The sequence below is a fragment of the Bowmanella dokdonensis genome (assembly GCF_017254865.1).
Classification (GTDB): domain Bacteria; phylum Pseudomonadota; class Gammaproteobacteria; order Enterobacterales; family Alteromonadaceae; genus Bowmanella; species Bowmanella dokdonensis.
The window spans coordinates 1-331 of the sequence record NZ_JAFKCV010000234.1; the positions used below are offsets into that span (position 1 = coordinate 1).

The 331-nt window shown below is 50.2% G+C and carries 1 protein-coding gene; it reads right to left on the reverse strand.

The annotated features are described in order from the left end of the window. Positions 1-331, reverse strand: a 331-nt coding sequence (locus J0A66_RS22370; RefSeq protein ID WP_206576029.1) for an ATP phosphoribosyltransferase regulatory subunit, incomplete at both ends; no start/stop codon positions are given.

Sequence of the window (331 nt, forward strand, 5' to 3'; positions counted from 1 at the left end):
TAATTGCAGAGACTCCAGCAACAGCACTAGACGTTCCAGGCCCATGGCAAAACCTACCGCCGGCGTGGTTTTACCGCCTAGTTGCTCTACCAGACCATCATAACGACCACCGGCACACACTGTACCTTGTGCACCCAACGCGTCGGTAACCCATTCAAAAACAGTGCGATTATAGTAATCCAGTCCACGCACCAGACGGGAATTAACCCGGAATTGGATACCGGCTTGCGTCAAACGTTCACACAGCAAGTCAAAATGTTGTTTGGATTCCTCATCCAGATAATCCAGTAAGTCTGGTGCATCTTTCAGCAACGCCTGCACATCAGGGTTT